The following is a 16,193-nucleotide window of genomic DNA, read 5'->3' as shown; positions in this document are numbered from 1 at the left end:
GGAAGGTTGATGAACCCGCTTAACTCCGGCATTCCCGGAGAATAGTGAGCGCCCCATGATGCAGCAGTATCAAAGCAATTCGTACCTCTTCGGCGGCAACGCCCCCTATGTGGAAGAGCTGTACGAGGCCTACCTCCAGAATCCCAGCTCGGTTCCCGACAACTGGCGCGCGTATTTCGACGCGATGCAGAATGTCCCGGCTGCGGATGGTTCCAACGCCCGCGATATCCCCCACGCACCGATCGTCGCCTCGTTCGCCGAGCGCGCCAAGCAGGGCCCCATCAAGACCATTGTTGCCTCGGCCGATTCCGATATGGGTCGCAAGCGCGTCGCTGCCACGCAGCTGATCGCCGCTTACCGCAACATCGGCTCGCACTGGGCTGACCTCGATCCGCTCAAGCGCCAGGAGCGTCCGCCCCTGCCTGACCTGGATCCGGCGTTCTACGGCTTCTCCGAGGCTGACCTCGATATCGTCTTCAATGCCAGCAACACGTACTTCGGCAAGGAGTCGATGAGCCTGCGCGAGCTGCTCAACAACCTGCGAGAAACGTACTGCGGCACCATCGGCGCCGAGTTCATGTACGTGAGCGACCAGGCGCAGAAGCGCTGGTGGCAGGAGCGTCTGGAAACCACGCGTTCCAAGCCCGTGTTCACGCTGGAGAAAAAGAAGCACATCCTCGACCGCCTGACCGCGGCCGAAGGCCTGGAGCGATTCCTCCACACCAAGTACGTCGGCCAGAAGCGCTTCTCGCTCGAAGGTGGCGAGAGCTTCATCGCCGCGATGGACGAACTGATCCAGCACGCCGGCACCAAGGGCGTGCAGGAAATCGTGATCGGCATGGCTCACCGTGGCCGTCTGAACGTGCTGGTCAATACGCTGGGCAAGATGCCGGCCGACCTGTTCGCTGAATTCGAAGGCAAGCACGTCGACGACCTGCCGGCCGGTGACGTGAAGTACCACAAGGGCTTCTCGAGCGATGTCTCGACGGAAGGCGGCCCGGTTCACCTGTCGCTCGCGTTCAACCCGTCGCACCTGGAAATCGTCAACCCGGTGGTCGAAGGCTCGTCCAAGGCTCGCCAGGAACGCCGCGGCGACGTCGGCCACAAGGAAGTGCTGCCGGTGCAGGTGCACGGCGACGCGGCCTTTGCCGGCCAGGGCGTGGTGATGGAAACGCTGAACCTCGCGCAGACCCGCGGCTACGGCACGGGTGGCACGATGCATCTGGTTATCAACAACCAGATCGGTTTCACCACGTCGGACCCGCGCGACGCCCGTTCGACGCTGTATTGCACGGACGTGGTCAAGATGATCGAGGCGCCGGTGCTGCACGTGAACGGCGACGATCCCGAAGCCGTGGTGTACGCCATGCAGCTGGCCGTTGATTTCCGCATGGAATTCAACAAGGACGTCGTGGTCGACATCATCTGCTTCCGCAAGCTGGGCCACAACGAGCAAGACACGCCGGCTATGACGCAGCCGCTGATGTACAAGAAGATCGGCCAGCATCCGGGTACGCGCAAGCTGTACGCTGACAAGCTGGTGGCGCAGAGCCTGACCCCGGCCGAGTTCGGCGACGAGCTGGTCAAGGACTACCGTGCCGCCATGGACGCTGGCAAGCACACGGTGGATCCGGTCCTGTCGAACTTCAAGAACAAGTTCGCTGTGGACTGGATGCCGTTCCTGAACCGCAAGTGGACGGACGCTGCCGACACCGCCGTGCCGATGACGGAACTGAAGCGTCTGGCCGAGCGCATCACCACGATTCCTGAGCACTTCAAGCTGCATCCGCTGGTGGAGAAGGTCGTCAAGGACCGCTCCAACATGGGCCGCGGCGAGCAGATGCTGGACTGGGGCATGGGTGAACACCTGGCCTTCGCTTCGCTGGTTGCATCGGGCTACCCGGTGCGTATCACCGGCCAGGACGCCGGCCGCGGTACCTTCACGCACCGCCATGCCGTGCTGCATGACCAGGCTCGCGAGCGCTGGGATGCCGGCTCGTACGTGCCGCTGCAGAACGTGTCGGAAAACCAGGCACCGTTCACGGTGATCGACTCGGTGCTGTCTGAAGAGGCCGTGCTCGGCTTCGAATACGGCTACTCGACCGCCGAACCGAATGCGCTGGTGATCTGGGAAGCCCAGTTCGGCGACTTCGTCAACGGCGCTCAGGTTGTGATCGACCAGTTCATCTCGTCGGGTGAAGTGAAGTGGGGTCGCGCATCGGGCTTGACGATGATGCTGCCGCACGGCTACGAAGGCCAGGGTCCGGAACACAGCTCGGCCCGTATCGAGCGTTTCCTGCAGCTCTGCGCCGATCACAACATCCAGGTTGTCCAGCCGACCACGCCGGCCCAGATCTTCCACCTGCTGCGTCGCCAGATGATCCGTCTGTTCCGCAAGCCGTTGGTGATCATGACGCCGAAGTCGCTGCTGCGTAGCAAGGATGCCGTGTCGCCGCTGTCCGATCTGGCCAAGGGTCATTTCGAGACCGTGATCCCCGATCACGAGGAACTGAACGCCAGCAAGGTCAAGCGCGTGATCATGTGCTCGGGCAAGGTCTACTACGACCTGGTCAACACCCGCCGTGAGCGTGGTGCCACCGACACGGCGATCATCCGCATGGAACAGCTGTATCCGTTCCCGCACAAGGCCGTTGCCGCGGAACTCAAGAAGTATCCGGGCGCGACCGAAATCCTGTGGTGCCAGGACGAGCCGCAGAACCAGGGTGCCTGGTTCTTCGTGCAGCACTACATCATGGAAAACATGACGGAAGGCCAGAAGCTCGGTTATGCCGGTCGTCCCGCCTCGGCTTCGCCGGCGGTGGGCTACTACGCAAAGCACAACGAGCAACAGAAGGCGCTGCTGGACGCTGCGTTCTCCAAGCTCAAGGGCTTTGTTCTGACCAAGTAATTCGTCGGCACCCGCGGCCGCGCACCAGGATGCGCGCCGCGGGTCAGCCTACCCGCAACGAAACACACGCATACATCGAGGAATTTTCAAACCATGGCTATTGTTGACGTCAAGGTTCCCCAATTGTCGGAATCGGTCGCCGAAGCGACCATGCTGAACTGGAAGAAGAAGCCGGGCGAAGCTGTTGCTCAGGACGAGATCCTGATCGAAATCGAAACCGACAAGGTTGTGCTGGAAGTGCCGGCACCGTCGGCTGGCGTTCTGTCGCAGATCATCAAGAACGACGGCGATACCGTCGTGGCCGATGAAGTGATCGCCAAGATTGACACGGCAGCCACCGCAGGCGCTGTGGCACCGGCCGCCGCCGCTCCGGCTCCCGCCGCAGCAGCACCGGCCCCGGCAGCTGCTGCCCCCGCAGCCGCTGCCAGCGCTGGCGCCATCGCCATGCCGTCGGCTGCCAAGCTGATGGCCGAAGGTGGCCTGTCGGCTTCGCAAGTGGCTGGCACCGGCAAGGACGGCCGCATCACCAAGGGTGACGTGCTGGCCGCCGGCTCGGCTCCCGCTCCGGCCGCCAAGGCTGCTCCGGCTCCGGCCGCCGCCAAGCCGGCCCTGCCGCAAGTGTCGGCCCAGGTTGACTTCGCCGCGCTGGGCGATCGCCCGGAAGAGCGCGTGCCGATGAGCCGCCTGCGCGCGCGTATCGCCGAGCGTCTGATCCAGTCGCAATCGACCAACGCCATTCTCACCACCTTCAACGAAGTGAACATGAAGCCGGTGATGGATCTGCGCGCCAAGTACAAGGATCGCTTCGAGAAGGAACATGGTGTGAAGCTGGGCTTCATGTCGTTCTTCGTGAAGGCCGCCGTGCACGCGCTGAAGAAGTACCCGGTCATCAACGCCTCGGTGGACGGCAACGACATCGTCTACCACGGCTACTTCGACATCGGTATCGCCGTGGGCTCGCCGCGTGGTCTGGTGGTGCCGATCCTGCGCAACGCCGACCAGATGAGCCTGGCCGACATCGAGAAGAAGATCGCCGAGTTCGGCACCAAGGCGCGTGACGGCAAGCTGTCGCTGGAAGAACTGACCGGCGGTACGTTCTCGATCTCGAACGGCGGTACGTTCGGCTCGATGCTGTCGACCCCGATCATCAACCCGCCGCAGTCGGCCATCCTGGGCGTGCACGCCACCAAGGACCGTGCCGTGGTGGAAGACGGCCAGATCGTGATCCGTCCGATGAACTACCTGGCGATGTCCTACGACCACCGTATCATCGACGGCCGCGAAGCCGTTCTGGGTCTGGTGGCCATGAAGGAAGCGCTGGAAGATCCGGCTCGTCTGCTGCTGGACCTGTAATTCAGGCCAGACCTCCGTCTATCGTTTGTCGTCGTCCCCGCGCTTCGCGCGCGGGGACCCGGCCGCTACCTCGCCGCCGGACGCCCGCCCTTGCGCGGGCATGACACACCAGAGAGAAATTTCCCATGAGCAAACAATTCGACGTGCTGGTGATCGGCGCCGGCCCCGGCGGCTATATCGCCGCCATCCGCGCTGCCCAGTTGGGCCTGAACGTGGCTTGCCTGGAAGGCAACGCCTATGACGATCCGAAGGGCGAAGCACGCCTGGGCGGTACCTGCCTGAACGTGGGCTGCATTCCGTCCAAGGCACTGCTGGCTTCCTCGGAAGAGTTCGAGAACGCCTCGCATCACCTGGCCGACCATGGCATCACCGTGGGCGACGTCAAGGTCGACGTGGCCAAGATGCTCAAGCGCAAGGACGACATCGTCAGCAAGATGACGAAGGGCATCGAGTTCCTGTTCCGCAAGAACAAGGTGACCCTGTTCAAGGGCTACGGCAAGTTCACCGGCAAGGCTGCAGAAGGCTTCCAGGTGGAAGTGAATGGCGAGACGCTGACCGCCAAGCAGGTCATCATCGCCACGGGCTCGAAGGCTCGCCATCTGCCAGGCGTCGCTGTCGACAACAACCTGATCAGCGATAACGAAGGCGCGCTGAAGTTCGGTACCGTGCCGAAGAAGCTGGGCGTGATCGGCGCCGGCGTGATCGGCCTGGAGCTGGGCTCGGTGTGGCGCCGTCTGGGTGCCGAAGTGACCGTGCTGGAAGCGCTGCCCGCATTCCTGGGCGCCGCCGACGAAGGCGTGGCCAAGGAAGCGCAGAAGCTGCTGACCAAGCAGGGGCTGCAGTTCCACCTGAGCGTCAAGGTCGACGAAGTGAAGACCGGCAAGGACAACGTCACGGTCAACTACACCGACAAGGACGGCAAGGCGCAGACGCTGGAAGTCGATCGCCTGATCGTGTCGGTGGGCCGCGTGCCGAACACCGACAACCTCGGCCTGGACGCCGTGGGCCTGGGCGTGGACCAGCGTGGCTTCATCGAGGTGGACGACCACTGCCAGACCAAGGTGCCGGGCATCTGGGCAATCGGCGACGTGGTGCGTGGCCCGATGCTGGCCCACAAGGCAGAAGACGAAGGCGTGGCCGTGGCCGAACGTATCGTTGGCCAGAAGCCGCATATCGACTTCAACACGGTTCCCTGGGTTATCTACACGTTCCCGGAAATCGCGTGGGTCGGCAAGACCGAGCAGCAACTCAAGGCCGAAGGCCGCGAGTACAAGTCGGGCCAATTCCCGTTCATGGCCAATGGCCGTGCGCTGGGCATGGGTGCTTCGGACGGTTTCGTGAAGATGCTGGCCGATGCCAGGACCGACGAGATCCTGGGCGTGCACATCGTGGCCGCGAATGCATCGGACCTGATCGCCGAAGCCGTGGTGGCGATGGAGTTCAAGGCTGCGAGCGAAGATATCGGTCGCGTCTGCCACCCGCACCCGTCGATGTCGGAAGTCATGCGCGAAGCCGCGCTGGCCGTCGACAAGCGTCAGCTCAACATGTAAGGCATTTGCCTCGCAAAGTGTGAGCATCGGCGCGCCGCCATTCGCGGCGCGCCGTTTTCACTTGCAGCCCCCCGGTTGAACCCACATGAACGTCACCGAGTTTTACGAACACGAACTCAAGCAGCGCGGCTATCAGTCAGATGAGGCGCAGCGTCGCGCCGTGGAGCGGCTCCAGCAATGCTATGACGAGTGGGTGGCCTACAAGGGCCGTCGAAACAGCACGCTGAAGAAGTTGCTGGTACACCCCGAGGTGCCGAAGGGCGTCTACATGTGGGGTGGGGTGGGGCGCGGCAAGTCGTTCCTGATGGACAGTTTCTATTCCTGCGTGCCGGTGGTGCGCAAGACGCGGCTCCACTTCCACGAGTTCATGCGCGAGGTGCATCGGGAACTCGAGGAACTGCGCGGTCGGGCAGACCCGCTGGACGAACTGGCGAAACGCATTGCGCGCCGCTTCCGGTTGATCTGCTTCGACGAGTTCCACGTCAATGATGTGGCGGATGCGATGATCCTGCATCGTCTGCTGCAGCAGTTGTTCGAGAACGGTGTGCAGTTCGTGATGACGTCGAACTATCGCCCGGATCTGCTTTACCCGGACGGCCTTCACCGTGATCGGGTGCTGCCGGCTATTGCGCTGCTGCAGCAAAAGCTCGATGTACTCAATGTCGATGCCGGCATCGACTACCGCAAGCGGGCGCTGGAACAGGTACAGGCCTACCATACGCCGCTGAACCGGGAAGCCAGCGCCGCGCTGCGCGATGCGTTCGTGTCCATCGCGGGTACGGCGGACGAGTCTCCGATCCTGCATATCGAACATCGCGAGATCAAGGCGTTGCGCAAGGCCAATGGCGTGGTCTGGTTCGATTTCGCGACCTTGTGCGGCGGCCCGCGCTCCCAGAACGACTATCTGGAGATTGCGTCACAGTTTCATACGGTGATCCTGTCGGATGTGCCGAAGATGACGCCGCGGATGTCATCGGAGGCGCGCCGCTTCACCTGGCTGATCGATGTTTTCTACGATCACAAGGTCAAGCTGCTGATGTCCGCCGAGGTGCCGGCCGACGAACTCTATACCGAAGGCCAGATGGCGAACGAGTTTCATCGGACGGTCTCGCGGATCATCGAGATGCAGTCGCGGGAGTACCTCGAGTCCGAACGTCGTACGGTCGACACCTCGTTGACCTGACAGGTTGGCAGGGGAGTCTGAAGGCCGTTCGAACCCGCTCCCCTGTTTGCACGGCCAGACCCTGACTCCATTTTTGGAAGTTTGATCTTTATCAAGGCATATGGCGCGCTGGTTACCTAGTATTCGCTGGGTACTAAAAGCGCACTATGCCGTCCCTGCACGCTAGCCCCCTCGCGCCCGATGGAACGTCCGTTCCGTCCAATCCGAGCGCACAACTTGGTTCCGCCGCAGCCCTTGCCTCGGGCACGCGGCTTGGGTCGGCGTCTCTATCTACATCCACTACTCATTGTTTTCATTGCGGCCAGCCTCTCGGGCGCGATGTCACGCCGCTCGTCGCTGATATCGGCGGGCAGCGCCGCACATTCTGCTGTGGCGGCTGCCAGGCGCTGGCGCAGACACTCTATTCAGCCGGCTTCGGGCATCTATATAGCGATGTCACGCGGTTCGCGCGGCCGATAGATGCCCAGGCGCGACGCGAGGCAGAGCCTGTGTGGGCCGCCTACGATACCCCCGAGCTGCGCAACCAGTTCGTTCGCGAACTGGGCGACGGCCGGGCGGAGATCACGCTGGCGCCGGAAAACATCCGCTGCGCGGCCTGTGCCTGGCTGATCGAGCAGCACCTCGGGCAACTGGATGGGGTCGAGTCGGCCGTGGCGAACGTGGCCACGCGCCGCGTAGTGGTGCGCTGGCAAGAGAACAAGCAGGGCGTGGCGGGGCTGCTGTCCACGCTGGCCGACATCGGCTATCAGGCATGGCCGTTCGAGGTGTCGCGTGGCGACCAGCACGATCGCCGCGAGCGGCGCGGCTTGCTGATGCGCATGGCCGTGGCGATGCTCGGCATGATGCAGGTGATGATGTATGCGTGGCCGCTCTATACGCACGAAGCCACGATCGACCCCGGCCAGCTTCAGTTGATGCGCTGGGCGAGCTTTGCGCTGACGATCCCGGTGGTTCTTTACTCTGCCTCGCCGATTTTCGCTGGCGCATGGCGTTCATTGCGGCAACGACATATGGGCATGGACGTGCCTGTTGCGATCGGCGTGCTGGCTGGCTTCTTCGCGAGCGCTGTGGCGACCGTGCGGGGCGTCGGGGAGGTCTACTTCGATTCCGTGACGATGTTCGTCGCGTTCCTTCTGTTGGCCCGCTATCTGGAGTTGCGTGTCCGGCAAGCCTCGCGCAGTGGCGCCGAGATGCTGGCGCGCCAGCTGCCCGCGACCTGCGAGCGGCTGGTGGAGACGAGCGGCGTCGGCGAGCGGATCCCGGTTGCGCGACTGAATGCCGGTGACCGGATTCGCGTGAAGGCGGGCGAGATCATGCCGGCCGACGGTGTCGTGGTGGCTGGCGTCAGCGAAATCGACGAATCGATGCTGACAGGGGAAGCGCGGCCGGTGAAGCGCGCCATTGGCGACACCGTGCTGGCGGGTTGTTTCAATGCTGCCAGTCCGCTCGAGGTGAGCGTGCGCCGGATCGGCGCGCAGACCCGTCTCGCCGAGATCGTAGCCGTGCTGGATCGCGCGCTGGCGGATAAGCCCCGCCTGGCCCAGTTGGCAGATCGTGTGGCCGGCTGGTTTGTCGCCACCCTCTTGATCCTGGCCGCAATCACCGGGCTGGTCTGGGCGATCTGGATCGATCCATCACGCGCGCTATTGGTGACAGTCGCGGTGCTCGTTGTGAGCTGTCCTTGCGCGTTGTCGCTGGCTACTCCGGCGGCGCTGGCCGCCGCTGGCGCGGCGTTGTCGCGGCGCGGCGTGCTGCTGACCCGCGCGCACACGCTCGAAGCGCTTTCGGGTGTCACGGACATCATGCTCGACAAGACGGGCACGTTGACCGAGGGGCGTTTTGCGCTCGTGTCGACGGAGATCGCGGGCAATCTGGATGCGCCGACTTGCCAGAGTCTCGCCGCCGCCATGGAGCGTGGTGGGGAACATCCGATTGCGAGGGCCTTGGTTGAGGCCGCGGCGGACCATGCCGAACGGCTGGTGGCTGAACTGCACAACACTCCCGGGCAAGGATTGCAGGCAAATGTCGACGGCCGGTTGATGCGGCTGGGGCGTAGAGAGTTCGTCGCGGAATTGGCACCGGCAGCAGCCGACATCCGCCGCAGTGGTGACCGTTTTCCGGGCGCTACCGAGGTCTGGCTTGGTGACGCAAACGGTCCGCTGGCGTGTTTTCAGTTGGCCGATGTCGAACGGCCCCAGACAGCCGAGCTTCTGGCTTCGCTGACCCGACTCGGTGTGCGCTGTCATCTGGTTTCGGGCGATCAGCCGGCAGCGGTGCGCTGGTGGGCGGACCGCTTCGGCATCGAGACCGCCGTTGGAGCGGTCACGCCTGAAGGCAAGCGCGACTATGTAGCCAATCTTCAACAGCAGGGCGCCGTCGTTCTGGCGGTGGGCGACGGCATCAACGATGCGCCGGTGCTGGCCCAGGCCCAGGTTTCGATAGCGATCGGCAGCGGTGCGCCATTGGCGCAGGCCGGTGCCGATGCCGTGCTGACACACGGTGGCGTGGGCGAAATCGCCAATGCCATTGCCGTGGCCCGCAAGACGCGCCGTGTGGTACGCCAGAACCTGGGTTGGGCCTTTTTCTACAACGTCGTGGCGATCCCCCTGGCAGCTACCGGACTCGTTACGGCATGGATGGCAGGCATCGGAATGTCCGTGTCGTCGTTACTGGTTGTCGGCAATGCATGGCGCCTGTTGCGCGCCGCGGCGGCGCCGGCCAGGGAGTCCTGAATATGGAAACACTCTATCTATTGGTGCCGATGAGCCTGGTGCTGGTGGCCGTGATTGCCGGGGCGCTGTGGTGGGCGTTGCACGCGGGGCAGTACGACGACCTCGATCGCCCGGCGGAAGCAATTTTGCTCGACAACGACAAGCCTTGAATGTCAAGGCGTATAGGTGACCGTTGCGGCGAACGCTCATTGACAGGAATTAATGCAAGCAGTTCGCAAGGGATGCTGGTGGCTTGATGAAAGTCAACGCGACTTGTAAGCCGATTTTCTAAAGTCACACCGTCAGTAGGTTTATTTTTACTTTTTGCATTGGGGGTCTGAATGGCTGTCACCACCGCGTCCTCACGCGCCGACACCTTCAACTATGGAGTCGTGCGGCAGTTTGCCGTCATGACCGTGGTTTGGGGGATCGTTGGCATGGCCGTAGGCGTTCTGCTTGCGGCGCAATTGATCTGGCCGGATCTGAATTTCAATACACCGTGGTTATCGTTCGGTCGCTTGCGACCGCTTCACACCAATGCGGTGATCTTTGCATTTGGCGGTAGCGCGCTGTTCGCCACGTCGTACTACGTCGTGCAACGCACCTGCCAGGCCCGGCTGTTCTGCGGCCCGCTGGCGTCGTTCACATTCTGGGGCTGGCAAGCCATCATCATCGCGGCGGTGATCACGCTGCCGATGGGCATTACTTCTTCCAAGGAGTATGCCGAGCTCGAATGGCCGATCGATATCCTGATCACGCTGGTCTGGGTTGCCTACGCGGTGGTGTTCTTCGGCACGATCATCAAGCGCAAGACCCGCCATATCTACGTGGCGAACTGGTTCTTCGGCGCTTACATCCTGACGATCGCCATCCTCCATATCGTCAACAACATCGAAATGCCGGTGTCGATGTGGAAGTCGTACTCCGCCTATGCAGGCGTGCAGGACGCGATGATCCAGTGGTGGTACGGCCACAACGCGGTGGGCTTCTTCCTGACCACGAGCTTCCTGGGGATGATGTACTACTTCATCCCGAAGCAGGCAGAGCGTCCGATCTACTCGTATCGCCTGTCGATCGTCCACTTCTGGGCGCTCAACTTCACGTACATGTGGGCGGGTCCGCACCACCTGCAGTACACCTCGCTGCCTGACTGGGCGCAGTCGCTGGGCATGGTGTTCTCGCTGATCCTGCTGGCTCCGTCGTGGGGCGGCATGATCAACGGGATCATGACGCTGTCCGGTGCCTGGCACAAGCTGCGTACCGATCCGATTCTCAAGTTCCTGGTGGTGGCGCTGTCGTTCTACGGCATGGCCACGTTCGAGGGCTCGATGATGTCGATCAAGACGGTGAACGCGCTGTCGCACTACACGGACTGGACGATCGGCCACGTGCACTCGGGTGCCCTGGGCTGGGTCGCGATGATCTCGATTGGCTCGCTTTACTACCTGATTCCGCGCCTGTTCGGGGAGAAGGAGATGTACAGCACGCGCCTGATCGAGTGGCACTTCTGGATTGCGACGATCGGCGTCGTGCTCTACATCGCCTCGATGTGGATCGCCGGTGTGATGGAAGGTCTGATGTGGCGCGCCACGCAGCCTGACGGCACGCTGACCTATGCGTTCGTCGAAGCGGTCAAGGCAAAGTATCCGTTCTATCTGATCCGTCTGCTGGGTGGCCTGTGCTTCCTGAGCGGCATGATCCTCATGGCTTACAACGTGGCACGTACCATCATTGGCAAGCCTGCGGTTGACGCTCCGATTCCGGCCAACCTGCCGGCTTCCGCCCACTGATCGCCGAGGACCGAACGATGTCTCAAAAACAAGGATTCTTTTCCCACGAAACGCTGGAGAAGAACGTCGGCTGGCTGATCATCGCAACCATCATCGTGGTCAGTATCGCTGGCCTGGTGCAGATCGTGCCGCTGTTCTTCCAGCACTCGACGACTGAGCCCGATCCGGGCATCACGCCGTACTCGCCGCTGCGCCTGATGGGGCGCGACATCTACATCCGTGAGGGTTGCGTTGGTTGCCACTCGCAGCAGGTGCGTACCCTGCAGGCGGAGACTGAGCGTTATGGCCATTTCTCCACGGCGGGCGAGTCGGTGTATGACCACCCGTTCCTGTGGGGCTCGAAGCGTACCGGTCCGGATCTCGCGCGCGTTGGCGGCCGTTACTCGGACGACTGGCAGCGGATCCACCTGCGCAATCCGCGCGATGTGGTTCCCGAGTCGGTGATGCCTTCGTACCCGTGGCTGGAGAAGACGCAGTTGCCCACCAACGACATCCAGGCACGCATGCACGCGCTGAAGCGTCTGGGTGTGCCGTACAAGGACGAAGAGATTGCCCGTGCGCCTGAAGAGTTGGCGGGCAAGACGGAAGAAGATGCGCTGGTGGCGTATCTGCAGGGACTTGGCCTGAATCGCCGCAATGTGCGCGTTGACTCGGCGGCGGCTCCGGCGCCGGCGAAGGAGTGATGCCATGGCGATCGTGACCGCAATTGCAACCGTCGTGTCGATGCTGACGTTCATTGGCATCTGCTGGTGGGCATGGTCGGGCGGCCGCCAGGCCGCCAATCAGGAATCGGCGATGTTGCCGTTTGCCCTGCCTGACGAAAACACAACTACAAGCCGGAACCCACAGCCATGAGCGATTTCATTTCCGATTTCTGGAGTTATTACATCGCGGCCATCGCGCTCATCGGGATCGTCTGGTGTGTCTGGCTGCTGTTCTCCCAACGCAAGATGCCGAAAGGTGTCAGCACCACTGATGACACCGGTCATGTCTGGGATGGTGACCTGCGCGAATTGAACAATCCGCTGCCACGTTGGTGGATGTGGATGTTCCTGCTGGCCTGCATCTTCGGTCTTGGTTACTTGGCGCTGTATCCGGGTCTGGGATCGTACGCCGGTATGCTCAAGTTCTCGACGCAGGGCGAGCTTGCCGCTCACCGCGAAGCGGCCGAGAAAACGCAGCACCAGATCTACGCCAAGTATCTGAACATGGATATCAAGCAGGTGGCGGCGGATCCTGATGCACGCGAGATCGGCCAGCGGTTGTTCCTGAACTACTGCGCGCAGTGCCATGGTTCGGATGCGCGTGGCAGCCGAGGCTTCCCCAACCTGACCGACAACGATTGGCTCTACGGTGGCGAGCCGGAGACGATCCAACAGACGATCACCAAGGGCCGCAATGGCGTGATGCCGTCGTTTGCGAGCACGATCGATGCGAAGCAGGCGGGCGATACCGCGCAGTACGTGCGTTCGCTGTCTGGTCTGTCCTCGGATCCGATTCGTGCATCGCGTGGCGAAAGCACCTTCAAGTCGACCTGCGCGGCCTGCCACGGCGCCAACGGCAAGGGCAACCAGGCACTCGGCGCGCCGAACCTGACCGACAACACGTGGTTGTACGGCAGCTCGGAAGCGACGATCGTCGACGCGATCCTGAAGGGACATAACGGTCATATGCCGGCGCATGAGGAGATTCTGACGCCCGAGCGCATCCGCATGCTGACCGCATATGTGTGGGGACTCTCGAATACGGGAGGCGCTGCAAAATGACTAACTGCCCCGGGGCCGGGCGGAGTGCCGCCCACCGGGGCGTGAGGGCAACACGATGAGCGCGCCCCTTAACGCCCCCGATCACTCGGACGATCACGCCTCGAACGATCCGTCTGCAAGCCAGTCGTCGAGCGATCGTAACGGCAACACTTGGCGTCCCGCGCCGCCCCCCAAGGGGGCAGAGACCACCGAGGAAGCGCTGTACGAGGTCCGCCGCAAGATCTATCCGCGCTCGACCTCTGGCGCGTTTTCGAGCTGGCGCGTGTGGCTGGTCATCCTGACGCAGTTGATTTACTACGGAACCCCCTGGCTAAAGTGGAATGATCGCCAGGCCGTGCTGTTCGATCTCGGCGCGCGCAAGTTCTACATCTTCGGTCTCGTGCTGTGGCCGCAGGATGTGATCTATCTTGCCGTGCTGCTGGTCATTTCTGCGCTATCGCTATTCCTGTTCACAGCCATCGCCGGACGCCTGTTCTGCGGCTACGCCTGTCCCCAAACGGTCTACACAGAGATATTCATGTGGATCGAGCGACATGTCGAAGGGGATCGCATCGCGCGGATCCGACTTGACGGCGATCCCTGGAGCCTGCGCAAGCTGCGAATCAAGGCGACCAAGCATGTGCTCTGGGTGCTGATCGCACTGTGGACGGGCTTCACGTTTATTGGATATTTCGCGCCGATTCGGGAGCTTGGTAGCGAGGTCCTGCATTTTACGCTCGGACCCTGGCAGAGTTTCTGGATGCTGTTCTACGCGTTTGCGACCTGGGGCAACGCCGGATTCATGCGCGAGCAGGTGTGCAAGTACATGTGCCCCTATGCGCGCTTCCAGAGCGTGATGGTCGACCGCGATACCTATGTCGTGACCTATGACGTGGGTCGTGGGGAGCCGCGTGGTAGCCGTTCCCGCAAGACCGATCGCCATGCCGCTGGCATTGGCGATTGCGTGAATTGCAGTATCTGCGTGCAGGTGTGTCCGACCGGTATCGATATTCGCGATGGCCTCCAGTACGAGTGCATCGGTTGCGGTGCCTGTATCGACGCGTGCAATCTGGTCATGGACAAGATGGAGTACCCGCGCGGACTGATCCGATACACGTCGGAAAATGCGATGCGCAAGTCCCTGTCGACATCCGACGCGCGCAAGCGGCTGCTGCGACCACGCACGATCATCTATACGCTGATCTGGTTGGTTCTGGCGGCGGGCTTCGTCGCGTCGCTGGCAGTGCGGTCGCCGATCAAGGTCGACATCATTCGGGATCGCGGCGCGCTGGGCCGGGAAGTGGAGGGGCGCTGGATCGAGAACGTCTATCGGCTCCAGGTGATCAACACCACGGAAGCGCCGATGCGGATTCGCGTGGAGGCTGAGGGCGACGACCTGACTGGACTGACGGTCGAGTATGACAAGTCCGCCGAGGCCATGCAGCCAACGTCCAACCGGTTGTTGCCGATTCGCATCCGCGTGCCGATCGACGATGCCAAGGAAGGCACGCACAAGATCAACGTAACGGTGACGGCGGAGGGCGAGGACGGCCGAGACGCGCATATCAGGCAATCCACGAGTTTCATTGTTCCCCGCAATCTGTGATGCTGAGGGCGAAATGGCAGCAAACAAGGAGAGCGCAATGACATCCCAACAGTCCAAGCCCTGGTACAGGGAACCGTGGCCGTGGCTTTTGATGAGCGGTCCGTTGCTTGCAATTATTGGCTGCGGCGTGACCATCTGGCTCGCCAACACGCATCCGGATTTGCCGGTTTCCGGCGTGGAGCGTCATGGTCTGGTCGTAGAGAAAACGGGGGCGGAGCATGTAACGTCGCCGGCTGCGAGGCGCCCATGAGACTCCGCTGGCTGATGTGGGTACTTTGGCCGGCGTTTCTGATGGGCGGAGCGGCCACCGCCACCGTATTTTCGGTCGTTGATCCGGGCGATCTCACGTTCTTCGGGCACCAGGTGGAAGCGTCTCGTGAGGCGGTCTACACGATTGGCTTCCTGGTGGCGTGGTTGTTTTGCGCGTTGTCCAGCGGGCTGACGCTATACACCATGCCAACCAAGCTCGAGGAGACCGACGAACTCGAGTAATGGATCGAGTGCTGGTAGAAAGCAGAACGGCCGCACCGGGAACTGAATTCCAGGTGCGGCCGTTTTCCTGGCTAGGACGTTCGTTAGCAGTTTCGGCTATAGACCTGCCTGATGCCTTCCATGTCCACGAGTTTCACGTGTCGTTGGCGAATCTGAATCAGGCCGGCTTCGGCGAATCGAGAGAAGAGCCGACTCACGGTTTCGAGCTTGAGGCCAAGGTAGCTGCCGATTTCTTCGCGGCTCATCCGCAGCACGAACTCGCTCGACGAGTAGCCGCGCATCGACAGGCGCTCCGACATGTTGACGAGAAATGCTGCCAGGCGCTCTTCGGCACGCATCGAGCCAAGAGTGATCAGCATGATCTGGTCCTGCGAGATTTCCTTGCTCATCAGTCGCAGGAACTGTTGCTGGAGCGACGGCAAGGTGCCGGACAGCGATTGCAGGTCATCGAATCGTACGACGCAGACCTCGGTGTCCTCGAGTGCAGTGGCATCGGATGCATGCTGCATCTCGCCGAGGCCGTCGAGTCCGACGACTTCACCGGGTAAATGGAAGCCGGTGATTTGCGTGCGTCCGTCCTCCATGGTCACGTGGGTCTTCAATGTGCCAAAGCGGATCGCATAGACTGCGGTAAGTGGCTCGCCCATGCGATAGAGCGTTTCGCCCTTGTGAACACGAACGCGTTCCTGTACGAGCGTGTCCATCTTTGCGAGGTCCTGTTGCGACATGCCCACGGGAAGGCAAAGCTGGCCCATGGCGCAAGTGGAGCAACGTGGAGACATCTCGGTGACGGGAATGGAGGTAAGCAATTGATGGTGCTCGCATGAATGCGCTTGCGATGGAGGCGCGATGCAG

General features: G+C 62.2%; 14 protein-coding genes. 13 read left to right on the top strand and 1 reads right to left on the bottom strand.

The window, feature by feature from the left end; translation table 11 throughout:
- Positions 1-55: 55 nt before the first annotated feature.
- The 13 genes from RMET_RS10255 to RMET_RS10200 all read left to right on the top strand — a co-directional run bounded on the left by RMET_RS10255 (position 56) and on the right by RMET_RS10200 (position 15,338).
- On the top strand, positions 56-2,908 hold the full coding sequence (locus tag RMET_RS10255) for a 2-oxoglutarate dehydrogenase E1 component (protein ID WP_011516761.1): 2,853 nt from the start codon (positions 56-58) through the stop codon (positions 2,906-2,908).
- Positions 2,909-3,001: 93 nt separating this feature from the next.
- Complete coding sequence (gene odhB, locus RMET_RS10250; RefSeq protein ID WP_011516760.1) at positions 3,002-4,261, top strand: 2-oxoglutarate dehydrogenase complex dihydrolipoyllysine-residue succinyltransferase; 1,260 nt, start codon at positions 3,002-3,004, stop codon at positions 4,259-4,261.
- Between the two features lie 125 nt (positions 4,262-4,386).
- Positions 4,387-5,811 carry a dihydrolipoyl dehydrogenase gene (lpdA, locus tag RMET_RS10245; protein WP_011516759.1) on the top strand — a complete coding sequence of 475 codons (1,425 nt, stop codon included), beginning with the start codon at positions 4,387-4,389 and terminating at the stop codon, positions 5,809-5,811.
- 85 nt (positions 5,812-5,896) lie between these two features.
- Positions 5,897-6,994 carry a cell division protein ZapE gene (zapE, locus tag RMET_RS10240; RefSeq protein ID WP_011516758.1) on the top strand — a complete coding sequence of 366 codons (1,098 nt, stop codon included), beginning with the start codon at positions 5,897-5,899 and terminating at the stop codon, positions 6,992-6,994.
- Between the two features lie 146 nt (positions 6,995-7,140).
- Positions 7,141-9,726, top strand: a complete 2,586-nt coding sequence (locus tag RMET_RS10235) for a heavy metal translocating P-type ATPase (protein WP_011516756.1) — start codon at positions 7,141-7,143, stop codon at positions 9,724-9,726.
- Between the two features lie 2 nt (positions 9,727-9,728).
- Positions 9,729-9,875, top strand: coding sequence for a cbb3-type cytochrome oxidase assembly protein CcoS (gene ccoS / locus RMET_RS10230; protein ID WP_008647465.1), 147 nt, complete (start codon positions 9,729-9,731; stop codon positions 9,873-9,875).
- A 171-nt stretch (positions 9,876-10,046) separates the two neighbouring features.
- A complete protein-coding gene (gene ccoN / locus RMET_RS10225) occupies positions 10,047-11,495 on the top strand; it encodes a cytochrome-c oxidase, cbb3-type subunit I (RefSeq protein WP_008647464.1) in 1,449 nt (482 codons plus the stop codon).
- Positions 11,496-11,512: 17 nt separating this feature from the next.
- The gene (gene ccoO / locus RMET_RS10220; protein WP_008647462.1) at positions 11,513-12,178 is read left to right on the top strand and encodes a cytochrome-c oxidase, cbb3-type subunit II; all 666 of its coding nucleotides are present in this window, start codon (positions 11,513-11,515) and stop codon (positions 12,176-12,178) included.
- A 4-nt stretch (positions 12,179-12,182) separates the two neighbouring features.
- The gene (locus RMET_RS10215) at positions 12,183-12,350 is read left to right on the top strand and encodes a cbb3-type cytochrome oxidase subunit 3 (protein WP_011516755.1); all 168 of its coding nucleotides are present in this window, start codon (positions 12,183-12,185) and stop codon (positions 12,348-12,350) included.
- Entirely contained in the window at positions 12,347-13,261 is a 915-nt protein-coding gene (gene ccoP / locus RMET_RS10210; protein ID WP_011516754.1) for a cytochrome-c oxidase, cbb3-type subunit III, read from the top strand. Before RMET_RS10215 ends, ccoP begins: the two co-directional genes overlap by 4 nt.
- Before the next feature lie 55 nt (positions 13,262-13,316).
- Positions 13,317-14,846 carry a cytochrome c oxidase accessory protein CcoG gene (ccoG, locus tag RMET_RS10205; protein ID WP_011516753.1) on the top strand — a complete coding sequence of 510 codons (1,530 nt, stop codon included), beginning with the start codon at positions 13,317-13,319 and terminating at the stop codon, positions 14,844-14,846.
- Between the two features lie 13 nt (positions 14,847-14,859).
- Positions 14,860-15,096 (top strand): membrane protein, encoded by a 237-nt coding sequence (locus tag RMET_RS32220; RefSeq protein WP_011516752.1) that lies wholly within the window; start codon positions 14,860-14,862, stop codon positions 15,094-15,096.
- Positions 15,093-15,338, top strand: coding sequence for a hypothetical protein (locus tag RMET_RS10200; RefSeq protein WP_008647451.1), 246 nt, complete (start codon positions 15,093-15,095; stop codon positions 15,336-15,338). Before RMET_RS32220 ends, RMET_RS10200 begins: the two co-directional genes overlap by 4 nt.
- A gap of 83 nt (positions 15,339-15,421) precedes the next feature.
- On the opposite strand, the gene fnr is transcribed toward RMET_RS10200, so the two are convergent.
- The gene (fnr, locus tag RMET_RS10195) at positions 15,422-16,147 is read right to left on the bottom strand and encodes a fumarate/nitrate reduction transcriptional regulator Fnr (protein ID WP_024570149.1); all 726 of its coding nucleotides are present in this window, start codon (positions 16,145-16,147) and stop codon (positions 15,422-15,424) included.
- Positions 16,148-16,193 lie beyond the last annotated feature (46 nt).

Origin of the sequence: Cupriavidus metallidurans CH34 (assembly GCF_000196015.1) — a bacterium.
GTDB lineage: Bacteria > Pseudomonadota > Gammaproteobacteria > Burkholderiales > Burkholderiaceae > Cupriavidus > Cupriavidus metallidurans.
This window is presented reverse-complemented; position numbering and strand designations above follow the sequence as displayed.

Coding starts and splice junctions, on each gene's coding strand:
- RMET_RS10255 (WP_011516761.1), top strand. CDS start 56: ATGATGCAGCAGTATCAAAGCAATTCGTACCTCTTCGGCGGCAACGCC.
- odhB (WP_011516760.1), top strand. CDS start 3,002: ATGGCTATTGTTGACGTCAAGGTTCCCCAATTGTCGGAATCGGTCGCC.
- lpdA (WP_011516759.1), top strand. CDS start 4,387: ATGAGCAAACAATTCGACGTGCTGGTGATCGGCGCCGGCCCCGGCGGC.
- zapE (WP_011516758.1), top strand. CDS start 5,897: ATGAACGTCACCGAGTTTTACGAACACGAACTCAAGCAGCGCGGCTAT.
- RMET_RS10235 (WP_011516756.1), top strand. CDS start 7,141: ATGCCGTCCCTGCACGCTAGCCCCCTCGCGCCCGATGGAACGTCCGTT.
- ccoS (WP_008647465.1), top strand. CDS start 9,729: ATGGAAACACTCTATCTATTGGTGCCGATGAGCCTGGTGCTGGTGGCC.
- ccoN (WP_008647464.1), top strand. CDS start 10,047: ATGGCTGTCACCACCGCGTCCTCACGCGCCGACACCTTCAACTATGGA.
- ccoO (WP_008647462.1), top strand. CDS start 11,513: ATGTCTCAAAAACAAGGATTCTTTTCCCACGAAACGCTGGAGAAGAAC.
- RMET_RS10215 (WP_011516755.1), top strand. CDS start 12,183: ATGGCGATCGTGACCGCAATTGCAACCGTCGTGTCGATGCTGACGTTC.
- ccoP (WP_011516754.1), top strand. CDS start 12,347: ATGAGCGATTTCATTTCCGATTTCTGGAGTTATTACATCGCGGCCATC.
- ccoG (WP_011516753.1), top strand. CDS start 13,317: ATGAGCGCGCCCCTTAACGCCCCCGATCACTCGGACGATCACGCCTCG.
- RMET_RS32220 (WP_011516752.1), top strand. CDS start 14,860: ATGGCAGCAAACAAGGAGAGCGCAATGACATCCCAACAGTCCAAGCCC.
- RMET_RS10200 (WP_008647451.1), top strand. CDS start 15,093: ATGAGACTCCGCTGGCTGATGTGGGTACTTTGGCCGGCGTTTCTGATG.